This window comes from Microbacterium sp. HA-8 (genome assembly GCF_046111165.1).
GTDB lineage: Bacteria > Actinomycetota > Actinomycetes > Actinomycetales > Microbacteriaceae > Microbacterium.
The window spans coordinates 512,879-535,135 of the sequence record NZ_CP162025.1; the positions used below are offsets into that span (position 1 = coordinate 512,879).

Below are 22,257 nucleotides of genomic sequence, written 5' to 3' on the forward strand. Positions count from 1 at the left end.
GTGGCGGGCATGACGATCTCGTTCGATGAGTCCTCCTTCTCCGCGACCCTCGACGAGATGCGGGCTCTGCGCGACGAGTTCCAGCGCTTCCTGCTGGAATACCGATTCGGGCTCCAGGAGGTCGAGACCAAGATCGCGATCCTGCGGGACGAGTTCCAGCACATGCACGACTACAACCCGATCGAGCACGTCTCGAGCCGCGTGAAGACGCCCGACAGTCTCGCCGAGAAGGTCGCGCGCAAGGGCATCGATCCCGACTTCTCGGTGATCCGCGAGCAGATCACCGACGTCGCCGGCATCCGGGTGACCGTGAGCTTCGTCGCCGACGCGTACCGCCTGTTCGATCTGCTCACCGCGCAGGATGACATCACGGTGCGCACCGTGAAGGACTACATCGCGCATCCCAAGGCCAACGGCTACAAGAGTCTGCACGCGATCGTCGAGGTCCCCGTGTTCCTCTCGACCGGCCGGGTGGACGTGCCCGTCGAGGTGCAGTTCCGCACGATCGCGATGGATTTCTGGGCCAGCCTCGAGCACAAGATCTACTACAAGTTCGACCGGCAGGTGCCCGAGGGCCTGCTCGCATCGCTCAAGGACGCCGCCGACAGCGCCGCCGAGCTCGACACGCGGATGGAACGACTGCACCGCGAAGTCCACGGCGACACCGCGCCCGCGGATGCCGCCCCACGGCGGCCCCTCGCCGTCTAGGGCTGCAGACCCCGCACCCCCGCCCCCGCACCCCGCATCCCGCGTCGCCCCGCGATGGGACACGGTGACCGCGAGGGGGAGCGATGAGCCGACGCGCGGCGGGGCATCATGTGTGGCGCAGCATCCGACGGGGGCTCGCGACGGGGACGGCGGCCCTCCTGGCGCTGCTGGGCGGCGGCATCCTGGTGCTCGAGGCCCGAGCCATCGGCGATGCCCTCGAACGTCCCGGCCTCGCCGCGTTCTACGCGCTGCCCGATCCGGTGCCCTCGGGGTCGCCGGGCGAGATCCTGCGCGTCGAGGAGCTCATCGGCGTCCCCTTCGACTCGCGCGGGTGGCGCGTGCTCTATCACTCCACCGACCTCGACGGCGAGGATGTCGTCGTGTCGGCGATCGTCGTCACCCCGCTCGGGCCCGCCCCGACGGAGGGGCGGCCGGTGCTCGCGTGGGGGCACCCCACGACGGGCGTCGCGCGAGACTGCGCGCCCTCGCTCGGCGCCGATCCGTTCCTCGACATCGAGGGCCTGCGCCTCATGCTCGACCGCGGATATGTCGTCGTGGCCACCGACTATGCGGGGATGGGGGTCGAGGGGCCCGACTCATACCTGATCGGTGCCACGGAGGGCAACAACGTGCTCGATGCGGTGCGGGCGGCGCAGGCGATCCCCGGTTCGCGCGCGGGGTCGGACGTGGTGCTGTGGGGGCACTCCCAGGGCGGTCAGGCGGTGCTCTTCGCCGCCGAGCGTGCGGCGGACTACGCCCCCGAGCTCTCGATCGCCGCGGTCGCGGTCGCGGCCCCCGCCGCGGATCTCACCGCGCTGCTCGATGCCGACATCGGCGACATCTCCGGAGTGACGATCGGCTCCTACGCTTTCCCGGCCTTCGCGGCGGTCTACGGCGAGAGCGTCGAGGGTGCCCGGCTCGAGGACATCCTGACCCCCGCCGCGCTCGCCGCGGTGCCCGAGGTGCAGGAGCTGTGCCTGCTCACCCACACGGCTCAGCTGCACGAGATCACCGAGCCGCTCATCGGCGACTTCGTCGTGAGCGATCCGACGACGACGCAGCCCTGGAGCGATCTGCTCGCCGAGAACTCGGCCGGGTCCGTCGGTTTCGATGCGCCCCTGTTCATCGCCCAGGGCCTCGCCGACACCCTGATCCATCCGAGCGACACCGAGGCGTTCGCGCAGCACGAGGCTTCTCTGGGCATCGATGTCACCCTCGAGCGCATTCCGATGGCCACGCACGCCACGATCGCCTACCTGTCCCTGCCGGCCCTCGCGCAGTGGCTCGACATCCACGGACCGCGCTGACGCTCACTCTCGCAGCCGGGAGTGCGGGAGGATGGGGGGATGCCGAAACCCGCCGCCGTCCCCGAGACCACACGCCCCGCGTTCCTGCCCGGGATCCTCGCGGCCGCGGCCCTGCTCTCCGGCATCCCGCTGATCGGAGCGGACTGGTACCTGCTGATCCGATTCATCGTCGCGATCCTCGCGCTGATCGTGGCGTGGTTCGCCGTACAGGCGGGCCAATGGTGGTGGACGATCGTGTTCTTCGTCGTCGCCATGGCCTGGAACCCGCTGTTCCCGGTGCCCTTCGACGGCCCGTGGTGGATCGTCGCCCACATCGCCGCGGCGGGCCTGTTCGCCGCCGCGGGCGCCCTCATCCGGGTGCCGCTGCCCTCGGAGTCGTCGCCGAAGAAGCGACGCTGATCGCAGGCGGTGCGCGCGGAGGTGCCGACGGGCGCGAGACGGCGAAACACCCGGAAAGCTATGGTGAAGCGGTGAGCCTGAATCCTCCCTTCCGCGCCGACATCGTCGGCTCGTTCCTGCGTCCCGAAGCACTCAAGAAGGCCCGCGCCGACCGGGCCGCCGGCGTCATCGACGACGCCGCCGTCCGCGAGCTCGAGGACGAGCTCATCGGCGACCTCGTGCAGAAGGAGGCCGACAACGGCCTCCGGCTGGCGACCGACGGCGAGTTCCGCCGCTCCTGGTGGCATTTCGACTTCTTCGGCATGCTCGATGGCGTCGAGGTCGTCGAGCTCGACCACGGCATCCAGTTCCAGGGGGTGCAGACCAAGCCCCGAGGCCTGCACCTGAGCGGGGCGATCGGGTTCAGCGACACCCACCCGATGCTCGAGCACTACCGCTCGCTCGCGCAGATCGTCGGGCGCACCACGGGCGTGCTGCCCAAGTTCACGATCCCGTCGCCCACGGTGCTCGACTTCCGGCTCGAGCCCGACCACATCGACCCGCACACCTACTCGGGACGCGATGACTACATCGACGATCTCGTCGGCGCGTACCGCGCCGCGATCGACGCCTTCTACGCCGCAGGCTGCCGTTACCTCCAGTTCGACGACACCGCATGGGCGTACCTGTGCAGCGACGACGAGCTCGCCAAGGCCCGCGACCGCGGCATCCGCACCGATGGACTCGGCGAGCGCTACGCCGACCTGCTGAACCGCATCCTCGAGGGCAAGCCCGACGACCTCACGATCACGACGCACGTCTGCCGGGGCAACTTCCGCTCCACGTGGATCTCCTCGGGCGGGTACGAGCCCGTCGCCGAGCAGCTGCTCGGCCGGGTCGCGTACGACGGCTTCTTCCTCGAGTACGACAGCGATCGTGCGGGCGGCTTCGAGCCGCTGCGCTTCCTTCCCGAGGGCGACCAGACCGTCGTGCTGGGCCTGATCACCTCCAAGAGCGGCGAACTCGAAGACGTGGATGCCGTCATCCGGCGCATCGACGAAGCCGCGCAGTACGCCCCGCTCGGGCAGCTCGCGCTGAGCCCGCAGTGCGGGTTCGCCTCGACCGAGGAGGGCAACGTGCTCACGGAGGACGAGCAGTGGGCGAAGATCCGCGAGGTCGTCGCGATCGCCGACGACGTCTGGCGCTGATCGCGCCGCTGGTGAGCCCGGACCGATGGAGCTGAGCGAGATCGACTTCGTCGTCATCGCGCTCGTGGCGGTGGCGGCGCCGCTGATCGCGCGCGCCCTCGTGCGCTGGGTGCGCGTGCCGATCGTGGTGTTCGAGCTGTGCCTGGGCATCGTGATCGGACCGAGCCTGCTCGGCTGGGTGCAGCCGGGACTGATCAGCGAGCGTCTGGCCGACTTCGGCCTCGCGCTGCTGTTCTTCGTCGCCGGCAACGAGATCGACTTCGCCGTCGTGCGCGGCCGCTCGGGGCGGCGTGCCGCGACGGGGTGGATCGTGAGCCTCGCGGCGGGCATCGCCGCGGGGCTCCTGATCGCACCCGGCGAGGCCGCCGTCGTCGTCGGCATCGCCCTCAGCTCGACGGCGCTCGGCGCGCTGCTGCCGATCCTGCGTGACGCGCGGATGCTGCCCACCCCGTTCGGGCGCGCCGTGATGGCGGTCGGCGCGGCGGGGGAGTTCGGGCCCCTCGTGGCGATCTCCCTCTTTCTCGGCGGGCGCGACATCGGGCTGGCGAGCATCGTTCTGGCCCTCTTCGTCGCCGTCGCGGGCCTGGCGGTGTTCGCGGCCGTGCGAGTGCCGAACGGGCGCCTGCACGAGATCGTCACCTCGACGCTGCACACCTCGGGGCAGTTCGCGGTCAGGGTGATCATCCTGATCCTCGCGGCGCTCGTCGCGCTCAGCCTCGTGCTCGATCTCGACATGCTCCTCGGTGCCTTCGTGGCGGGGGTGGTCTGGCAGCTGATCATGCGCAACGCTCCCGAACCCGACCGCGCCCAGGTCGAATCGAAGGTCGAGGGTCTCGCGTTCGGGGTCTTCGTGCCGATGTTCTTCGTCTACACGGGCGTCACGTTCGATCTCCAGGCCCTCGTCGAGGACCCGCGTGACGCGCTGCTCGTGCCGGTCTTCCTGGTGCTGCTGCTCGTGGTGCGGGGTCTGCCGGCGCTGCTCTCGATCCCCGCGGGAGCGTCCGGGCGCGAACGCGGCGCGATGGTGTTCCTCGGCGCGACGGGGCTTCCGATCATCGTCGCCGTCACGGCCATCGGCGTCGATGCGGGCATCCTGCGCGAGGGACTCGGTGCCGCGCTGGTGGGGGCCGGGATGCTGTCGGTCCTGCTTTTCCCGCTCGTCGGGATGTCGCTGCGGGGCGTCCGGGAACGGGACCTGGCCCGTGAACCCGCCGACGACGACGCGGTGTGAGCGTGAGTATCCATCCGCGGCTACCCTGAGGCGGTGGACTTCTCCTTCGCCTTCACGCCGGATCTGATCGCCGTCTTCCTCACGCTCTTCGTGCTGGAGGTCGTGCTCGGTGTCGACAACGTCATCTTCATCTCGATCCTCGCGTCGAAGCTGCCCAAGGAGCAGCAGGCCAAGGCCCGCAACCTCGGCCTCACGCTCGCGATGCTCATGCGCGTGCTGCTCGTGCTCTTCGCCGGGTGGATCATCACCCTCAAGGACGACATCATCGAGATCGCCGGCATGGGCTTCTCGTGGAAGGACTTCATCCTCATCGCGGGTGGGCTCTTCCTCGTCTACAAGGCCGTCACCGAGATCCACCACAAGCTCGAGGGCTCCGAGGAGGAGCACGGCGGCGGGCGCAAGGCCGTGACCTTCGGATCGGTCATCGCGCAGATCCTCGTGCTCGACCTCGTGTTCTCCCTCGACTCGGTGATCACCGCGGTCGGCATGACCGAGAACCTCGTCGTCATCATCACGGTCGTCGTGCTCTCGTTCGGCATCATGCTGTTCGCGGCGCGCTTCATCTTCGAGTTCGTCAACAAGCACCCCACGGTCAAGATGCTGGCGCTGTCGTTCCTGCTGCTGATCGGCGTCTTCCTGATCGCCGAAGGCTTCGGCTTCCACATCGACAAGGCCTTCATCTACGGCCCGATGGTGTTCGCGATCCTCGTCGAGACGCTGAACCTCACCTATGCGGCGCGCAAGGCCAAGCGTGAGAAGGCGCGCAGCGAGGCCGTGCGGCTGCGGCCGCGCTACACCGACATCGATGAGCAGGTCGCCGTCTCGGCGGCACTGTCCAAGGGGCCTGACGCCGGGTCGGTAGGCCTGTCACGCAAGCCCGTCGAGGGCGCCGATCACTCGCACGAGACCCGGCACGGCCTGGGCTGAGCCCACGAGCCGCGCGCGACGAGGACACGATGACGGATCACGGGGCCTCAGCGCGCGTGGCGGCCGCGCGCATCTTCGACTCCGCGCGGGGCGCGCTCGCGGGGGCACCGCGGGAGCGGCTGGGCGAACTCGTCACGCCCCGTTTCTTCGCCGCCGCGCGGGGGCCGCGGATCGTGCCGCGAGCCCAGGCGTGGCGCCTGGGCGTGCTGCTGCTCGGCGAGGACGAGGTCTACGCCGTCGGCGAGGTGGTGACGGCCCGCGATCCGGGACGGCGCGGGTTCACCGCGCAGTCCTCGCGCGAGCGCGCGGAGCGGGGTTTCGCGGCTCTGCGAGGCGGCTTCGCCGCGGGCGAAGCCGTACACGTCGGCTGGCAGGTGATCGACCTGGACGCGATGGGCGCGCCGGCGGCATCCACACCCCTCGCGGTCGTCGACGGGGTGCCGAGCGTGCGCTGGAGCCCACGGGGCGGATTCGTCGCGCTCGAGGGCTATGTCGAGGAGCGGATCGAACTGCTGCGCCACCCGCCCGCGGGCGCCTCCTGACGCAGCCTTGCAGCCGCGCGCCCGCGGGTTATGCTCGGCCCATGGGCCGCTTCATCTACGACACGATCAACAACTCGGTCGACATCGAGGACCGCACGCTCGCCCACCTGCGCATCGTCATCATGAACAAGCTGCGCCGCAGTGAGTCGTTCATGTTCACGATCGACATGGACAGCGAGGGCATCTCGCGCCGCAGCTTCTGGGTGCACCCGTCGGTGCCCCTGCAGTTCGCGTTCCACGGCAGCCGTGAGCCTCGACTCAATCGCGCGTGGATCGATGCGCTGATGACCTCGGCCTCGAGCCCGAACGGGCTGTTCGTGGTGCCCGAGCCGCCCGAGGAGTCCGCAGCGCCCGCGGAGTGACTCAGTCGGCGTTCTGGGGCTGTCGATCGAGGCTCGAGGCATCGGAGTCGACGACCGCGATGGATCCCACCGTGGCCGAATCGACCTCGACCCGGTCGATCGCGACGACGTTGTCGTCCTCCTCGGAGGGTTCGACGTCGAAGTGCTCGGCGACGAGCATGATGCCGCCCGACGAGTTGGCCGACTGGGCCAGCTCCTCCATCCACTCGCGACTGAGCGAGGCCGGCTCGGGATCGTCGAAGACGAAGCGCAGCGGAATCGACGGATGCAGCCAGATCGTGCTGCGTCCCCGGGGCTGATCCTCCGGGTGGCGCCACGTCAGGGTGAAGCTCTCGCCGCGGCGCAGCTTGGTCGCGATGACCACTTTCAGGTGCGCCAGAGCGCGGTCGTCCACCTGGATAGGCGTGTCGGAACCGCCGTAGTAAATCGTGCCCACGTGCCCACTGTAGGCGCTCGCGGGCCGCCGGGTTCTACGCGACGCGATGTCCAGCGTCAAGGCCTCACTCCCCGGCGACGAGCGTCGGACGCGGGCGCTATGGTGAGCCCGTGCAGACCTGGCCTGGATCCACCTACCCGCTCGGTGCGACGTTCGATGGGAACGGCACCAACTTCGCACTCTTCAGCGAGGGGGCGGAGCGAGTCGAGCTCTGTCTCTTCAGCGAGCGGGGCAAGGAGACCCGCGTCGAGCTGATCGATGTCGACGCGTACGTCTGGCACGCGTACCTCCCGCAGATCGGCCCCGGCCAGCGGTACGGCTACCGGGTGCACGGGCCCAACGACGCGCAGAACGGCCAGCGCTTCAACCCGAGCAAGCTCCTGCTCGACCCCTACGCCAAGGCCGTCGCCGGTCAGGTCGACTGGGGACAGCCGGTGTTCGGCTACAACTTCGGCGACCCCGACTCGGTCAACGAAGAGGACTCCGCCAAGCACCAGATGATGGGTGTGGTCATCAACCCGTTCTTCGACTGGGCGGGGGATCGCCAGCCGAAGACCCCGTACGCGTCGTCGTTCATCTACGAGGGACACGTCAAGGGACTCACCAAGCTCCACCCCGGCATCCCCGACGAGATCCGCGGCACGTACAGCGGCATCGGCCACCCCGCCATGATCGACCACCTGAAGAAGCTCGGCGTCACCGCGATCGAGCTGATGCCGGTGCACCAGTTCGTCAACGACTCCACGCTGCAGGACAAGGGCCTCTCGAACTACTGGGGCTACAACACGATCGCCTTCTTCGCCCCGCAGAACACGTACGCCTCGACCGGCCATCTCGGCAACCAGGTGCAGGAGTTCAAAGCGATGGTGCGCTCGCTGCACGCCGCGGGCATCGAGGTCATCCTCGATGTCGTCTACAACCACACCGCGGAGGGCAACCATCTCGGCCCCACGCTCTCGATGCGCGGCATCGACAACGCCGCGTACTACCGGCTCGAGGACGACGACAAGCGGTACTACACCGATTACACCGGCACCGGCAACAGCCTCAACGTCGGCAACCCGCACACGCTGCAGCTGATCATGGACTCGCTGCGCTACTGGGTGCTCGAGATGCACGTCGACGGGTTCCGCTTCGACCTCGCCGCCACCCTCGCCCGCGAGTTCTACGACGTCGACCGCCTCGCGGCGTTCTTCGAGCTCGTCCAGCAGGACCCGGTGGTCTCCCAGGTCAAGCTCATCGCCGAGCCGTGGGACATCGGCCCGGGCGGCTATCAGGTGGGAAACTTCCCGCCTCAGTGGACGGAATGGAACGGCAAGTACCGTGACACCGTCCGCGACTTCTGGCGCGGCGAGCCGCAGGCCCTGGGCGAGTTCGCGTCGCGCCTGACCGGGTCCGCCGACCTCTACGAGCACTCGGGGCGCCGACCCGTGGCATCCATCAACTTCGTCACCGCCCACGACGGCTTCACGCTGCGCGACCTCGTCAGCTACAACGACAAGCACAACGACGCCAACGGCGAGGACGGCAACGACGGCGAGTCCCACAATCGGTCGTACAACTTCGGCGTCGAAGGGCCCACCGACGACCCCGAAGTGTTGACGATGCGGGCGCGCCAGCAGCGCAACTTCATCGCGACGCTGATGCTGTCGCAGGGCGTGCCGATGATGCTGCACGGCGACGAGCTCGGGCGCACGCAGCAGGGCAACAACAACGGCTACGCCCAGGACAATGAGCTGACGTGGGTGCACTGGGACGAGACCGACGACCCGCTCGTCGAGTTCACCGCCGCCCTCGCCCGGCTGCGCAAGGACCACCCGACCTTCCGCCGCAGCCGGTTCTTCGACGGCCGCCCCGTGCGGCGTGCGAAGGGGCAGAACCTGCCCGACATCGTGTGGCTGCGCGCCGACGGCACCGAGATGCAGCCCGAGGACTGGGACTCGGGCTTCGGCCGCTCGGTCGGGGTGTTCCTCAACGGCAACGGCATCCGTGAGCGCGACCGCCGCGGCGAGAAGATCATCGACAAGCACTTCGTGATCCTCTTCAACGCCGGCGACGAGATGATCGAGTTCCACCTGCCCGATCTCGAGTTCTCACCGAAATGGGACGTGATCATCGACACGGCGGGAGAGCTCGCCGACACCCGCCCGATCGAGCCCGGAGAGCACGTCGATCTGCAGCCCCGCTCGCTCATCGTCATGCGCGAGCACACCGTCCCCGAGCCCGAGGTCGATCACTCGGTCGCGGCGTCTCTCGCGATGCTGGCGGCGAGCCAGAGCGACGACATGCCGAGTGAGACGTCCAAACCCGAACTCGGCCGCTGAGCCGCATCCGCAGGAGGCTCCACATGCCCGCGCATCCCGTATCGACCTACCGGCTCCAGATCCGCGAAGCGTTCGACCTCGACGCGGCGGCCGGGGTCGTGCCCTACCTGCGTGACCTCGGCGTGTCCTGGGCCTACCTGTCGCCGCTCCTCGAGGCCACACCGGGGTCAGACCACGGGTACGACGTCGTCGACCCGACGCGGATCGACCCGGCCCGCGGGGGAGCCGAGGGTCTCGACCGGTTCGCCGCCGCGGCGCACGAGGCGGGGCTGGGCATCCTGATCGACACGGTGCCCAATCACATGGGCGTCTCCGAGCCCGCGCGCAACCCGTGGTGGTGGGATCTGCTTCTCCGGGGGCGGACGTCGCACTATGCGGAGGCTTTCGACGTCGACTGGGACTTCGGCGAGGCCCGGGTGCGCGTACCGGTCCTCGGCGGTGAACTCGACGATGTGCTCGCGAACGGCGAGCTGGTCGTGGACGCCGAGCCCGCCGATCGCGCGCCGTTCGGTCTGCTGCGCTATTACGATCACGCCTTTCCGCTGGCGGAGGAATCGGTCGCCGACGACGAGCGGGAGCGGCTCGGCGACGCCGAGGTCGTGCGTGCCGTCCATGATCGGCAGCACTACGCCCTGATGTTCTGGCGTCGTGAGGCGGGTGAGCTCAACTACCGGCGGTTCTTCGCCGTGACCACGCTCGCGGGGGTCCGGGTCGACGTGCCGCGCGTGTTCGACGAGAGCCACGTCGAGATCCTGCGCTGGGTGCGGGAGGGGCTCGCCGACGGCCTGCGCATCGATCACCCCGATGGGCTCGCCGACCCCGGCGGCTACCTCGAACGGCTCGCCGAGGCGACGGGCGGCCTGTACGTGCTGGTGGAGAAGATCCTCGAGCACGGTGAGACCCTGCCCGCGTGGTGGCACACCGAGGGCACGACGGGGTACGACGCGATGGCCGAGGTCGACCGGGTGCTCATCGATCCGGCCGGGGAGGCGGGGCTCGACGCGCTCGACGCGTGGTTGCGGGCCGACTCCGGCCTCGCGCCGCGGCAGTCCTGGGGCGATCTCATCCACGGCACCAAACGCACGATCGCCGACACGATCCAGGCCGCCGAGGTCGCTCGCCTCGTGCGGCTGCTCGACGAGCCGATCACGGGCGCGGCCGATGCCCTCGCCGAGCTGCTGGCGTGTTTTCCCGTCTACCGCTCCTATCTTCCGGCCGGCCGCGAGCACCTCGATCACGCGATCGCCGAGGCGCTGCGCCGACGCCCCGACCTCGCCGGGGCGATCGACCGCATCGCGCCGCAGCTGGCCGACCCCGAACGCGAGGTGGCCCGCCGCTTCGAGCAGACGACCGGCCCCGTGATGGCGAAGGGCGTCGAAGACACGGCGTTCTACCGCGACACGCGCCTGGGCACGCTCACCGAGGTGGGCGGGGACCCGTCGGTGTTCGCACTCGATGTGCCCGGATTCCACGCGGCACGCGCGACCCGCCAGGCGTCGTGGCCGCACGCGATGACGGCCGCGTCCACCCACGACACCAAACGCGGCGAGGACGTGCGTGCGCGCCTGACCGTGCTCGCCGAGATGCCCGAGCGGTGGGCGGAGGTGCTCGCTGACCTGCGCGGGGCGGCCTCCAGCGGCCACGGACCGTTCGACAACCTGCTCTGGCAGGCCATCGTCGGCGCGTGGCCCGCATCCCGCGAGCGTCTGCACGCCTACGCCGAGAAGGCGGCCCGCGAGGCAGCCGAGGCGACGGGCTGGTGGGATCCCGACGAGGCGTTCGAGGCACGTATGCACGCGGTCGTGGATGCCGCCTTCGATGTGTCGGCAGCATCCGCCGCTCTGTCGTCCTTCGTCGACGAGATCGCGGCCCACGGCTGGTCCAACTCGCTGTCGGCCAAGCTGCTGCAGCTGACGGGCCCGGGGGTGCCGGACGTGTACCAGGGGTCGGAGCTGTGGGAGATGAGTCTCGTCGACCCCGACAACCGCCGCGAGGTCGACTTCGTCGAACGCGCGCGTGCGCTGGCCGAGATCGATGAGGCGTTCGTGCGGGGAGAGACGCCGGGGGTGGATGCCGGGGGCCGGGCGAAGCTGCTGCTGACATCGCGCGCCCTGCGGCTGCGCCGCGACCGCGCACATCTGTTCACGCGGTACACGCCCATGACCGTGATCGGCGACGCCGCGGAGCACGCGATCGCGTACGACCGGGGAGGCGCCGTCGCGGTCGCGACGCGCCTGCCGGTGGGTCTTGCCGCCCGCGGCGGATGGGGCGACACGGTGCTGCTGCGACACGGTGGCGGCACGATCGACGCGCTCACAGGGCGACGCTTCGAGGCGGGGCGCGTACCGCTGCGCGAGCTGCTGTCGTTCTATCCGGTCGCGTTGCTCGTGCCTGAGACGGATCATTGAGCGCCGGGCGAAGCGAACCGGTCATCGAGCGACGAGCGAAGCGAGGAGACGACATGACGATCGACGTCTGGGCCCCGAAGGCCTCGCGGGTGCGACTGCGCCGCCCCGACACCGGCGACAGCGAGATGATCGCCTCGGGCGACGGCTGGTGGCGCGCGCCGATCGATCTCGCCGACGGCGCCGAGTACGGCTTCGTGCTCGGCGACTCCGAACAGCTGCGGCCCGACCCGCGCTCTCGGCGCCAGCCGCGGGGCGTCCACGAGGCGTCGGCGTTCTTCGATCCCGGCGCGTACGAGTGGAGCGACGGCACGTGGACCGGCCGTCAGCTGGCCGGAGGTCTGATCTACGAACTGCACATCGGCACCTTCACTCCCGAGGGAACCCTGGATTCGGCGGTCGCGAAGCTCGACCACCTCGCTGACCTCGGCGTCACGCACATCGAGCTGCTGCCCGTGAACGGGTTCAACGGGGTGCACAACTGGGGCTACGACGGCGTGCTCTGGTACACGGTGCACGAGGGGTACGGGGGGCCCGCGGCCTATCAGCGCTTCGTCGACGCCGCGCACGGCGCGGGGCTCGCGGTGATCCAGGACGTCGTCTACAACCACCTCGGTCCGAGCGGAAACTACCTGCCCGAGTTCGGCCCGTATCTGCGCGAGGGCAGCCGCAACACGTGGGGCGACTCCGTCAACCTCGACGCCGACCCGGTGCGGGACTACATCGTCGAGAACGCGATGATGTGGATGCGCGATTACCACGTCGACGGGCTGCGCCTGGACGCGGTGCACGCGCTGCTCGACGACCGCCCGGTGCACATCCTCCAGCAGCTGGCGACAGCATCCGACGCCCTCTCGGCGCACGTCGGTCGCCCCCTGACCCTCATCGCCGAGTCGGACATGAACGACCCGAAGCTGATCCTGCCGCGCGAGGCCGGCGGATACGGTCTGACCGCGCAGTGGAGCGACGACTACCATCACGCGGTGCACGTCGCGGTCAGCGGCGAGTCCGTCGGCTACTACGGGGACTTCGACGACCTGGGCGCGCTGCCCAAGGTCTGGACGCGCGGATTCTTCCACGACGGCACGTACTCCTCGTTCCGCGGGCGTGACCACGGCCACCCCATCCCCGATGAGGTGCCCCGCTGGCGGCTGGTCACGTTCGCGCAGGACCACGACCAGATCGGCAACCGCGCCGCAGGCGACCGGCTGTCGCAGACCCTCTCGCCCGCACGCCTGGCCGTGGCCGCGGTGCTGAACCTGACCACCCCCTATACGCCGATGCTCTTCATGGGCGAGGAGTGGGGGGCCACGACACCCTGGCAGTTCTTCACCTCGCACCCCGAGCCCGAGCTCGGCGAGGCGGTGCGCGCCGGTCGCACCGAGGAGTTCGCCCAGATGGGCTGGGACGAATCGGTCGTGCCCGACCCGCAGGATCCGGCGACCTTCGAGCGATCCAGGCTCGACTGGTCCGAGCCCGCCGAGGGTGAACACGCGCGCCTGCTCGCCCTGCACCGCGCCCTGGGCCGACTGCGGCGCGAGCGTCCCGAACTGACCGATCCGGCCTTCTCCCCGAGCGATGCCGAGTCGTGGGTCGCGGGAGAGGGCCGCGCCTATGCGCTCGAGCGCGGCGCCCTGCGCGTGCTGGTGAACCTCTCCGACGGCCCGGTCGGCTTCGCGGCGCACGGCGATGACACCGTGCTGCTGGCGACGGATGCCGGCGTCTCGGGCGAACCCGGAGGGGTCTTCACCCTGGGCCCGGACTCCGCGGCGGTGGTCGGTCCCGCGTCGGCGTAACGCGGGCGAAACCTCGCGACGGTATCGTCGCGCCCAGCGTTCATGTTAACGAAGGCTGTCGTGGGCGACGCGCTGCGCCGGACATCGCTGGGACACACGTGAAGTGGCTGCCCGTATTCACGGTCGCCCTTCGAGGCGACCTCTTCCTGCGAGGAGTTGCAATGAGTTTCCACGTCCCCACCGTCGACATCACCCCCTATGTGACCGGAGGCTCGCCCGAGGAGCGCGCCGACGTCGCTCGGCAGATCGATGAGGCCTGCCGCACCGTCGGCTTCATCCAGATCACCGGCCACGGCATCGCCGATGCCGTCATCTCCGGGCTCACCGATGCCATGGATCGCTTCTTCGCCCTCGATCTCGAGGCCAAGAAGGCGTATCGCACCCCGCCGTCGATCAACCGCGGGTACAGTCCGCCGAAGTCCGAATCGCTCTCCCTGTCGCTCGGCGTCGAGTCGGCGACGCGCATGAACGACTTCTTCGAGGCGTTCAACGTGGGGGCGGGGGAGGCCGACTATCCGCACATGCCCTCGCTGCCCCAGCCGGACTATGCCGAGAACGTCTGGCCGGACGTCGACGGCTTCGAGGCGCAGGTGCAGGCGTACTTCGCCGAGGCGGGGCGGGTGGCGCGCGTGATGACGCGCATCTTCGCGGATGCGCTCGGCCTCGACGCCGACTTCTTCGACCGCGTCACCGACCACTCCCTCGATGTGATGCGCATGAACAACTACGCCCTGCCGGCGGGAACCGACATCCGCCTGGACGGGGAGCTGATGGGTATGGGGGAGCACACCGACTACGGCATCGTCACGATCCTCTGGGCCGACCAGGTGCGGGGGCTGCAGGTGCTCGGCGCCGACGGTTCGTGGAACGACGTCTCGCCCGCCGACGACGCGCTGCTGATCAACCTCGGCGACGTGACCGCGCGGTGGACCAACGAACGGTGGATGTCGACCCTGCACCGCGTGAAGCCCCCGATCGTCGACGGGACGATCGAGCGTCGTCGCTCGGCGGCGTACTTCCACGACGGCAACGTCGACGCGCTGATCACGACGCTGCCCTCCTGCATCGACGCCCAGCATCCCGATCTCTACGAGCCGATCACGGTCGGCGAGCACATCGCGGCCAAGCTCGCGGGATCTCGCGCCGGCAGGGCCAACACGTCGGCAGCGCGCGAGTCGGCGCGCGTGCTGGCGAGCCAGCGCTACTGATGCGCCAGCCCGGCTGTGTCCCACTTTCTGTCGCTGCGCGACCGCCTGAGCGACAGAAAGTGGGACACGCAGGGCTGGCTGCTGCTTGCCTGGCCGGGGACACGCAGGGCTGGCTGCTGCTTGCCTGGCCGGGGTGTGTCCCGAATTCTGTCGCTGTGCGACCGCCTGAGCGACAGAAAGTGGGACACGCAGGCGCGCGCGGGTGATGGATGCTGTCAACCCCCGCCCAGGGTCGTCTGGCCGCCGTAGGGTGTGGGGATGACGACGCGCACGCACGCACCCCGGCCGCTCGATCTCGTGCGGCAGATCGCCGTGGTCTCGTCGCTCGGATTCACCCTCGTCGCCGTGCTGGTGGGGGTGGGCGGGCTCGGCGGCACCGCGGTGGAGAGCTCGCAGGGCGGAGCCCTGGACTCCGACGCCACCTACCTCGCGCCGGCGGGCCCCGCCTTCTCGATCTGGTCCGTCATCTATCTCGGACTCGTCGGATACGTCATCTGGCAGGCGCTGCCCTCGCAGCGCGTGTCGGCGCGCCAGCGCGCACTGGGGTGGTGGATCGCGCTCACGATCGTGCTCAACGGGATGTGGCTGGTCGCCGCCCAGCTCCTGCCGATCTGGACGACCGTGATCGTGATCTTCCTGCTGCTCGCGGCGCTGTGCGTCGCCTTCCAGCGCGCTGTCAGCACGCGGGTGCCGGGTGACGGGGTCCTCGACGCCGTCCTGATCGACGGGGTCACCGGCCTGCACCTCGGCTGGGTCACCCTGGCCTCCGCGGCCAACGTCGCCGCGTGGCTGACGGCGATCGGCCCGACGTCGTGGGCCGATCACGCCAGCGCGTGGGGTGTCGCCGTCGTCGTGGTGCTGGGCGTGATCGGGCTCGGGATCGCCTGGGCGAGCGGTTGGCGCGTCGCGCCCGGCCTCGCCATCGCGTGGGGTGCGGCGTGGCTGGCCGTGGGTCGTCTGCTCGATGAACCGCGCAGCGAGCCGATCGGCATCGCGGCGCTCATCGTCGCCGTCGTGGTCGGCGGCCTGCCCCTCCTGGTCGCGGGCCTGCGACTGCTGCGGCCCCAGGGCGACTGATCCCTGCGCGGCCGCGCAGATTCACGCCAGCGACGCGGCGAACGCGCGGAGCAGACGCGGTGGTTCGGTGAGGGAGGCCGCCCGCACGCGCGCCGCGACCTCGTCGAAGCGCTCGGCCTCGAAGTAGCCGTCGTTGCGATACACGGCCATGCGGTCGATGAAGGCGGCCGCGGTGGGCTCGGGGTGGAACTGGGTGGCATAGAGCGTGCTGCCCACACGATACGCCTGCACGGGACACGCCTCTCCCCGCGCGAGCAGCACCGCCCCCGGGGGCGCCTCGCCCGTGCCCTCCTTGTGCGCGGTCAACGCCTGGAAGCGGTGCGCGAGCCCCCCGAAGAGCGCGTCGCGCTCGCCGTCCTCGGTCAGCTCCACGGTCGTGGGCCCGGTGTCCTCGGGAAAGCCGCGCGTGACCTCGGCGCCCAGCATCCGCGACACGATGCCGATGCCGTAGCAGGTGAACAGAGCGGAGGTCCGCCCGGATGCCGCCTGCCGTGCGATCTTCTCGAGATCGGCCTCGAGGCGGCGCTGCACGTCGGTCTTGGTCGATTCGGGGTCGGCCACGTTGAACGGGCTTCCGCCGACGACGAACCCCGCGAAACGGTCGAAGACATCGTCGGGCAGCGGCTGGTGCACGAGGTCGTGGGCGTGCAGGCGTTCGGCTCCCGCGTGCATGGCCTCGCCGAACGAGCGATACTCGGCCTCGGCGGCACCCGACTGCGGCCGTACGCACACATAGAGCAGGGGCGCTCCGCCCGCCACCGCGCTGGTCATCCTGCGAGTCTAAGACGATCGCGCGCCGGATGTATCAGGCCGACCCTGGTGCGCTCCCCGATACGTGGACACAATGGGCACCATGACCGACGTCGAGCCCGAGGGTGTCGCGGACGGTGACTCGATCGGCGATCGCGACGCTCCCGCGGAACCGGAAGAGGCATCCACCCTCGCCGAGCCGTCGCGCTGGGAACGGGCGGCCGGATGCTTCACCCGCTGGCAGAAGGGTGATACACGGGCGATGGATGATCTCGTGCGCCTGATGACGCCCGTGCTGTGGCACGTCGTGCGCTCGTACGGCCTCGATCGCGCGCTTGCGGAGGACGTCGTGCAGACCACCTGGCTGACACTCGTGCGCGGTCACGCCGCCATCGCCGATCCCCGTGCCGTCTCGGGATGGCTGACCACCTGCGCCCGCCGCGAGGCGTGGCGGGTGAGCAGGCTGCAGCGGCGCGCCGATCCCACCGAGATCGAACAGCTGGAGCCTCGGCTGGCCTCGGCGCCCTCCGCGGAGCACGAGGCGTCCACGGCAGATGAATCCCACCGGCTCTGGCGCGCCGTCGCCCTGCTGAACGAGCGCTGTCAGCGGCTCCTTCGGATCGTCGCGTTCGATGAGCGGCCGGATTACGCACGTATCGCCCACGACCTCGCCATGCCGGTCGGATCGATCGGTCCCACCCGGCAGAGGTGTCTGGCCAAGCTGCGCGTCGCCCTCGAAGACGCGGGCTGGGGAGGAGGACCCCATGCCTGAGGAGGATTTCGCCGCGGACGCGGCCGTGTTCGCGACGTTGCGCGCGGTGTGGCAGCGGGTGGATCCGATGCCCGCTGAGCTCGTGGACCGCATGATCGCCGCCGTGGCGATCGAAGATCTCTCGCGCGAGTACGCCCAGCTGACTCTCGTCGAGCAGGCGCAGCTGGCCGCGGTGCGCGGTGACGCCGACACCCTGACGCTGCAGTTCAGCGACGGCACCACGACGGTGCTGCTGCATGTCTCGGCGGCGGAGGACGGCACCCGTCGTGTGGATGGATGGTGCGATGCGTCGGCGCTCGCGGTGCGGCTCGCGCAGGGGGATCGGGAGTGGGCCGCGGAGCCCGCCGAGCACGGGCGGTTCGCGTTCGAGGGCGTCGTTCCCGGCCTCACCCGGCTGCGCATGGTCGTGAAGACCGCCGAGGGGATGTCGGAGTTCATGACACCGCACTTCGAGGTGTGAGCGCCGCTCCGGGACAAGATCAGGGGCCGGCGCAGGGCGCGCCCGCCGGGAGGGGATGAACATGGCCGATGAGATCCGCGCGTCGCGTGAGCCGCAGGGCTGGAGCTGGCGGGACAGGGCGCGAGCCCTCGCGCGCGTGCCCGCGATCCTCGACCCCGTCGACGTGGGTGCCGATGTGATCGAGGGGGTCGACCCCGCCCCGACGGCGTACGTCCGCGACCAGCTGCTGATCTCCACCGCGCAGGGCCTCGACACCGAGGCCCGCTTCGTGGTGGAGGCGGCGCGGCAGTACGGCTGGGTCGCCTCGCCCGTCGCCGACGACGAGAAGGCGCCCGAGGCCGCCCGGTTCGCTCCGCCGCTCGCGCCGAGCGCCGTGCGCCTGGAGACGCAGGGCCGGCGACAGTCGCGGGTGACGCGCTTCGCCCTGCAGAACGCGCCCGAGTCCGAGACGGCGCCCGAACCTCCCGCACCCGGTGACGGGCCGTCGCCGTCACTCGAACCACGCCCGCTTCCCGACGCCTGGCGTGTGCTCCAGCGCGCGCGCCGATTGGCGCGCAGCATCCTGCCCTCGGTCGGGCTCGATCACGTCCTGACCCTCGACGCGATCGGAGCCAACCCGTTCACGAGCTCGAACCCGTTCACCCGCTCCAATCCGTTCACGAGTTCGAATCCGTTCACCCGCTCCAATCCGTTCACCCGCTCCAATCCCGCGGGCCCCGACAGCTACGCCCTCGTGGGCAGCGGCGGCCGCCAGCCGGTGGCCTTCGTCGGCGCCCGCCCGCCGCGGCGCACGGATGACCCGCCCGCACCGGGTCGCCGCCCGCGCGTCGCCGTGCTGGACACGGGATGCGGGGTGCACGACTGGTTGGACGACGTGGTCTCGTGCGGGCTGACGGTGGGCGGTGCGACCGTCGGCGAGGACGACACGCTCTCCGACCCCGAGAACTACCCCAGCCTGTTCGGCGTGCTCGATGGCACCCTGGATCCGGTCGCCGGACACGGCACGTTCATCGCGGGCATCGTGCACCAGGCGTGCCCGGATGCCGACATCCTCGCGATCCGGGTGGCCGACGGACTCGGCACGGTCGACGAGCAGGTGCTGATCGATGCGCTGGAAGGTCTGCTCGCGGCGGTGGAGAGCGGGTTCGAGATCGACGTCCTGAACCTCTCCCTCGGCTATTACCACGAGACGCCGCAGGACGGGCAGTACAGCATCGACCTGTTCGGCGTGCTCGCCGACCTGCGCGCCCGCGGCGTCGCGGTGGTCTGCTCGGCCGGAAACGACTCGACCGACCGGCCCGCGTTCCCGGCCGCGCTGTGGCCGTATCCGGGCGCGGAGGACGAACGTCTGGGTGCCGACGACGCCCTCGCCCCGCACCTCGCGATCGGCGCGCTCAACCCCAATGGCGCCAGCGTCGCGCTGTTCTCCAACATCGGTCCCTGGGTGCACGCGTACGCGCTCGGTGCGGGCGTGCTCAGCACCACCCCGGCCTTCCTCGGCGGCACGCAGGCGGGCACTCGCGACGATCGCCACGGCAGACGCCGGGAGACCATCGACCCCGATGACTTCCGGGGCGGGTTCGCCCTGTGGAGCGGCACGTCCTTCGCCGCGCCGCTCGTCGCGGGCAGGCTCGCCGCCCGTCTCACGCACGCTCTGCGGGAGGGAGGGCTGGCCGAGACCGGCGCGCGCGTGAAGGCCCTGCGCGCAGCATCCGCCGAGGTGCTCGCCGAGTTCGAGAAGCGCGTCGCGCCGGGCCTGCGACCGGAGGGATGAGCGGCGGGCCGGAGGGTCGCGGCGGGCGCACGATGTGCGCCATGCTGAGGCGGTGACGCTCACCGCGGACGAGCTCTACCGTCGCGGCCTCGACCACACCAATGAGGGCCGCAACGGCGCGGCCCGTCGCGCGCTCGCCGCGGCCGCCGCGCGTTGCGACGATGCCGACCTCCGCGCCCGGATCGCGGGCACGCTGGCCTACGTCGTGGACCGCACCGGTGACCCCGATGCTGCGCGACGACTCTGCCTCGACGCGCTCGATGACGCGCGGGTCTCCGCGCACACCGCCGCCATCGTGCGCGGCCAGCTCGGCGTGCTCGCCCTGCATCACGGAGCCGTCGACGAGGCGATCACCTGGCTCGACCGCGCGATCCACGACATCGGCGACGATCCCGAGCATCGCGCCTCGATGCTGATGAACCGCAGCGTCGCCCACATGCAGGAGCGGCGGCTCGTCGCGGCCCGCGCCGACCTGGAGCGCGCCGCCGGCGACTACGCCCGCACCGACCGTGCCGTCGACGCCGCGATGGCCGAGCACAACCGGGGATACGTCGCTCTGCTGGAGGGCGACCTCGTGCAGGCGCTCGCGCGGATGGCCCGCGCGCGACGCGCGTTCGAGCAGTCCCCGGTCAACTCCGCGATCGGCGACCTCGATCGCGCCGAGGTGCTGCGGGACGCGGGGCTCACGACCGAGGCCGAGAGTATCCTCGAGCGGGTCGCGGGGGTTTTCGGTGCCCACCGGATGCGCCAGGCCCGCGCCGAGGCCGAGGTGAGCCTCGCCCGCTCGATCCTTACCCATTCGCCCGGGCGTGCGGCCCGGGTGGCCCGTGCCGCCGCCCGCCGATTCGCGGCCCTCGGCAGCGAGAGCTGGACCGCGCGCGCCGACGCCGTGCGGCTGCGGGCGCTGCTGGCCGGCGCCGGGATCGACCGGACGGGTGCTCCGGTGCCCGCCGCGGGTCGGCCGCCCGCGGCGGCGGAGGTCGAGGCGACGGCGGCGATGCTCGACCGGCATGGTCTGCGGGCCGATGCCGCGGCGCTCCGGCTCGCGCAGGCGCTCAGCGTCGCCCGCCGCGGATCTGCGCTCCCGCGCCCGCCTCGCGTGCACGCATCCGCGCCGCTCGAGGTGCGGCTGCTCGCGCACGAGGTGGCGGCCGCGCGTTCCGCGCAGGCGGGACGGGATGCTGCGGCCCGTCGTGTCGCGGCGCGTGGGCTCGCGGTGCTCGAGGCCTCGCGCCGGGCGTTCGGCAGCCTCGACCTGCAGACGTCCATCGCGATGCAGGGCGCGGGTCTGCTGGGGGCGGGGCTGGCCGCGGCGCTCCGGTCAGGGCGCCCCGACGTCGTGTTCGCCTGGTCGGAACGCGCGCGGCACATGAGTCAGCAGGTGGTGCCGCTGCGGCCCCCGCCCGACCCGCGCCTGGCCGCCGAGCTCGCGCAGCTGCGTCAGCTCCGGGCCGAGAACCCCGCCGGCGATTGGCTGGAGGACCCCCGCGCCGCCGCGCTGCGCGATCGCGCCCGTGAGCGCCAGTGGGAGTCGGTGGGTGCCGCCGGCGTTCAGGCGCGGATCGGCCTGCCCGGCGCCCGCGCCATGCTCGCCGACGGCGAGAGCCTGCTGTCGTACGTCTTCGACGGGGTGCGACTGGTCGCCCTCACGGTCGGCCGCGAGGGCACGCGGATCGTCGAGCTGGACTGGACGCGCGTGCGGCCCGCCCTGACGGGACTGCGCGCAGACCTCGACATGTCGGCATCGGTGCAGGCCGGTCCGCTCGCCGGCGTCGTGGGGCGCGCTCTGCAGGATCGCCTCGCCCGGCTGTCGGCTCTGCTGGTCGATCCCGTGTTCGCGCAGCCGGACCCCGCGCGGGTGGTGATCACCGTGCCGGGCGTCCTCACCGGCGTGCCGTGGACGATGCTTCCCGCGATGCGCGGGCGCGTTCTCACCCTTGCCCCCTCCATCTCGCGGTGGGCGGCGCTGCGGGCGGAGGCCGACACCCGGCCCGCACCGAGACGCGCCGCTTTTGTCGTCGGCCCCCGTGTGGCCCGGGGGGACGAGGAGGCGCGGGTGGCAGCATCCGCCTGGGCGGGGGCGACGGTGGCGACGGGGGATGACGCCACCGTCGATCGGGTGGCGGGCGTCGCAGGCGTGGTCGAGGTGCTGCACCTGGCAGCCCACGGCAGACACGCGGTCGACAACCCGCTCTTCTCGGGCCTCGAGCTCGCGGACGGAGCCCTGTTCGGCTACGACATCGACCGCATGCCGCGCGTGCCCGATGTCGTCGTGCTCTCGGCGTGCGAGGGCGGTCGCTCGTCGGTGCGGTGGGGGGAGGAGGCGATCGGGATGACCCGCGCCTGGCTGCATGCCGGCAGCGCCTGCGTCGTCGCCGCCCCGGTCGTCGTGGCCGATGACATCGCCTGCGAACTGCTCGCCGGCGTGCACGAGGGCCTTGCCGCGGGCCTCGCACCCGCGGTCGCGCTCGCCGACGCGACCGCGAAGACGGGCCATATCGCGCCCTTCCTCTGCCACGGCGCGGGTTTCTGACGCGATGTATCAGCGCGTCCCGCGGCTGCTCCTGACGAGTGGACCTGCATCACGCACGG

At 70.9% G+C, this 22,257-nt stretch carries 18 protein-coding genes and 1 pseudogene; 17 read left to right on the forward strand and 2 right to left on the reverse strand.

The window, feature by feature from the left end:
- Window positions 1–9 precede the first annotated feature (9 nt).
- From AB2L57_RS02490 to AB2L57_RS02525, 8 genes are all read left to right on the forward strand, one after another.
- Window positions 10–708, forward strand: coding sequence for a GTP pyrophosphokinase family protein (locus AB2L57_RS02490; protein ID WP_292812546.1), 699 nt, complete (start codon window positions 10–12; stop codon window positions 706–708).
- A gap of 83 nt (window positions 709–791) precedes the next feature.
- The gene (locus tag AB2L57_RS02495) at window positions 792–2,015 is read left to right on the forward strand and encodes a lipase family protein (RefSeq protein ID WP_292812548.1); all 1,224 of its coding nucleotides are present in this window, start codon (window positions 792–794) and stop codon (window positions 2,013–2,015) included.
- A gap of 39 nt (window positions 2,016–2,054) precedes the next feature.
- Window positions 2,055–2,414, forward strand: a complete 360-nt coding sequence (locus tag AB2L57_RS02500) for a DUF6804 family protein (protein ID WP_292812551.1) — start codon at window positions 2,055–2,057, stop codon at window positions 2,412–2,414.
- Between the two features lie 71 nt (window positions 2,415–2,485).
- Window positions 2,486–3,601: a 5-methyltetrahydropteroyltriglutamate--homocysteine S-methyltransferase gene (locus AB2L57_RS02505; RefSeq protein ID WP_292812553.1), complete on the forward strand. Its 1,116-nt coding sequence runs from the start codon at window positions 2,486–2,488 to the stop codon at window positions 3,599–3,601.
- Between the two features lie 25 nt (window positions 3,602–3,626).
- Window positions 3,627–4,832 (forward strand): cation:proton antiporter, encoded by a 1,206-nt coding sequence (locus AB2L57_RS02510; RefSeq protein ID WP_292812555.1) that lies wholly within the window; start codon window positions 3,627–3,629, stop codon window positions 4,830–4,832.
- A 33-nt stretch (window positions 4,833–4,865) separates the two neighbouring features.
- Entirely contained in the window at window positions 4,866–5,759 is an 894-nt protein-coding gene (locus AB2L57_RS02515) for a TerC family protein (protein WP_292812557.1), read from the forward strand.
- 29 nt (window positions 5,760–5,788) lie between these two features.
- Window positions 5,789–6,301 (forward strand): glutaminase, encoded by a 513-nt coding sequence (locus AB2L57_RS02520; protein ID WP_292812560.1) that lies wholly within the window; start codon window positions 5,789–5,791, stop codon window positions 6,299–6,301.
- Between the two features lie 41 nt (window positions 6,302–6,342).
- Window positions 6,343–6,663: an ATP-dependent DNA ligase gene (locus AB2L57_RS02525; RefSeq protein ID WP_409047959.1), complete on the forward strand. Its 321-nt coding sequence runs from the start codon at window positions 6,343–6,345 to the stop codon at window positions 6,661–6,663.
- Window positions 6,664–6,799: 136 nt separating this feature from the next.
- On the opposite strand, the pseudogene AB2L57_RS02530 reads toward AB2L57_RS02525, so the two are convergent.
- Window positions 6,800–7,099: pseudogene (locus AB2L57_RS02530) on the reverse strand (hypothetical protein); the annotation flags it as partial.
- Between the two features lie 110 nt (window positions 7,100–7,209).
- Between AB2L57_RS02530 and glgX the strand changes: the two are divergent.
- The 5 genes from glgX to AB2L57_RS02555 all read left to right on the forward strand — a co-directional run bounded on the left by glgX (window position 7,210) and on the right by AB2L57_RS02555 (window position 15,909).
- Window positions 7,210–9,423, forward strand: coding sequence for a glycogen debranching protein GlgX (gene glgX / locus AB2L57_RS02535; protein ID WP_409047960.1), 2,214 nt, complete (start codon window positions 7,210–7,212; stop codon window positions 9,421–9,423).
- A 23-nt stretch (window positions 9,424–9,446) separates the two neighbouring features.
- Complete coding sequence (gene treY, locus AB2L57_RS02540) at window positions 9,447–11,831, forward strand: malto-oligosyltrehalose synthase (RefSeq protein WP_409047961.1); 2,385 nt, start codon at window positions 9,447–9,449, stop codon at window positions 11,829–11,831.
- Window positions 11,832–11,884: 53 nt separating this feature from the next.
- Window positions 11,885–13,624, forward strand: a complete 1,740-nt coding sequence (treZ, locus tag AB2L57_RS02545) for a malto-oligosyltrehalose trehalohydrolase (RefSeq protein ID WP_409047962.1) — start codon at window positions 11,885–11,887, stop codon at window positions 13,622–13,624.
- A 161-nt stretch (window positions 13,625–13,785) separates the two neighbouring features.
- Window positions 13,786–14,832: an isopenicillin N synthase family dioxygenase gene (locus AB2L57_RS02550; RefSeq protein ID WP_409047963.1), complete on the forward strand. Its 1,047-nt coding sequence runs from the start codon at window positions 13,786–13,788 to the stop codon at window positions 14,830–14,832.
- 258 nt (window positions 14,833–15,090) lie between these two features.
- Window positions 15,091–15,909, forward strand: a complete 819-nt coding sequence (locus AB2L57_RS02555; protein WP_292813228.1) for a tryptophan-rich sensory protein — start codon at window positions 15,091–15,093, stop codon at window positions 15,907–15,909.
- 21 nt (window positions 15,910–15,930) lie between these two features.
- Here the strand turns inward: AB2L57_RS02555 and AB2L57_RS02560 are convergent, their stop codons facing one another.
- Window positions 15,931–16,680, reverse strand: a complete 750-nt coding sequence (locus tag AB2L57_RS02560; RefSeq protein WP_292813226.1) for a glutamine amidotransferase-related protein — start codon at window positions 16,678–16,680, stop codon at window positions 15,931–15,933.
- An 82-nt stretch (window positions 16,681–16,762) separates the two neighbouring features.
- Between AB2L57_RS02560 and AB2L57_RS02565 the strand changes: the two genes are divergently transcribed.
- The 4 genes from AB2L57_RS02565 to AB2L57_RS02580 all read left to right on the forward strand — a co-directional run bounded on the left by AB2L57_RS02565 (window position 16,763) and on the right by AB2L57_RS02580 (window position 22,198).
- On the forward strand, window positions 16,763–17,431 hold the full coding sequence (locus AB2L57_RS02565) for an RNA polymerase sigma factor (RefSeq protein WP_292813223.1): 669 nt from the start codon (window positions 16,763–16,765) through the stop codon (window positions 17,429–17,431).
- Window positions 17,424–17,891 carry a hypothetical protein gene (locus AB2L57_RS02570; protein WP_292813220.1) on the forward strand — a complete coding sequence of 156 codons (468 nt, stop codon included), beginning with the start codon at window positions 17,424–17,426 and terminating at the stop codon, window positions 17,889–17,891. Before AB2L57_RS02565 ends, AB2L57_RS02570 begins: the two co-directional genes overlap by 8 nt.
- Window positions 17,892–17,952: 61 nt before the next feature.
- The gene (locus AB2L57_RS02575) at window positions 17,953–19,665 is read left to right on the forward strand and encodes a S8 family serine peptidase (protein WP_292813218.1); all 1,713 of its coding nucleotides are present in this window, start codon (window positions 17,953–17,955) and stop codon (window positions 19,663–19,665) included.
- A gap of 52 nt (window positions 19,666–19,717) precedes the next feature.
- A complete protein-coding gene (locus tag AB2L57_RS02580; protein ID WP_409047964.1) occupies window positions 19,718–22,198 on the forward strand; it encodes a CHAT domain-containing protein in 2,481 nt (826 codons plus the stop codon).
- Window positions 22,199–22,257 lie beyond the last annotated feature (59 nt).